Origin of the sequence: Brevundimonas sp. TWP1-3, from assembly GCF_049896085.1 — a bacterium.
Lineage (GTDB): Bacteria > Pseudomonadota > Alphaproteobacteria > Caulobacterales > Caulobacteraceae > Brevundimonas.
Genome location: NZ_JAFCTP010000018.1, coordinates 1 through 1,276, shown reverse-complemented (window position 1 = coordinate 1,276; position 1,276 = coordinate 1). Strand labels below are relative to the sequence as shown.

The following is a 1,276-nucleotide window of genomic DNA, read 5'->3' as shown; positions in this document are numbered from 1 at the left end:
AAAAAGCACGACCATGACATAGTCAATATCAACACGATCGATACCAACTGCTTGGCCTTCTGCCCAGAGGTCGAGATACAGAGGGGAAGTCTGGAGAATCTGAGTTGTATGATCTTGGACATGGATATTGCTACAAAATTGAAGGTTGGCGAGCAAGGAAAGCCAAAGAGAAATTTGAGGCCGATTTTTCATGCAGTTCTTTCGCTAGATACTGGTGAGTCACTCACCCCTACGCAATGGAAGATCGCTGTACGACATTACCTGAAACTGATGGGCTTCAAGAGCACTACTAAGTACACATCAGTCCTTCATGCTGATACTGGCAACGAGCATGTTCATATCGTTGCGAATCGAGTTAGCTTCGAGCCAGGCTTTCCGATGGTTAGTGACAAAAATAACTATGAAAGAAACATTCAAGCGGTTAGCGAGATCGAGGATATGTTCGGCCTCAGAAAGGCCTTTAGGCCGGAGGAAACCTGGAACATCACCGTGAGCGGTAGGGAAGTGGAGGGTGCCGCAAGGGCCCACACCATGCCCTACAGATCCCGTCTGGCTGCAAGGGTGGGAGCTTGTATAGAAAGTACTAGGGAGCGTAATGGTGACATCCTCAATTTTGTCCGGGCCTTAAGGAGGCAACGCGTCCACGTCCACCTGCGATACGACACCGAAGGCCAGCCGAAAGGGATCGCTTATGAATTCGAAGGGCGTGTCACCGCTGGCAAGACTTTGAAAAAAGCTCGGTTTACCTTCCAAAAACTGACTACACAGGAAGGCATCAGATATGAGCCGCGCATGCTTCCGCAGCTACAAGCAGAGCTTTCAAAGCGAAATTCGGCGAGTAAAGGCAAGCCTAAACCAGTTCAGCACCGCTACTGGGTCAACCGTGGCTGGATCTATCTCTACTTCGTTCCTGCTAACACTGCCTGTTCACCCTTCCTCAAACTCAAAGTAAAAAGAACCGGGGCTCAGGTTAGACAGGAAATCGCTCACGAAGAGGCGATGGCCCTGATTAAGGCCGTCCTACAGATCCTAACCGCGCTTTTCGGTGTCGCTGCTAAGTACACAGCAAAGCCCGGCAATCCCAGAGTGAAAGGCTATACAGAGTACGATCAGGATGGGGTGTTCCCATTTCTTACCCCTGAGTTTGTCCCAATGTCACCAGGAACGACAGAGGCAGTAGACATCAAGCCATCGGATCGCTGTCGTGTGTGACACGACAGTATTTTTTTCGAATGCACATGCTGCATTAGGACGTGGGCAGGATGGTCAGCATGGC

1 protein-coding gene is annotated in these 1,276 nt (G+C 50.2%); it reads left to right on the top strand.

The window, feature by feature from the left end; genetic code table 11:
* Positions 1–1,212, top strand: a 1,212-nt coding sequence (locus ACP693_RS17645) for a relaxase/mobilization nuclease domain-containing protein (protein ID WP_426050133.1), incomplete at its 5' end; no start/stop codon positions are given.
* Positions 1,213–1,276: the final 64 nt, after the last annotated feature.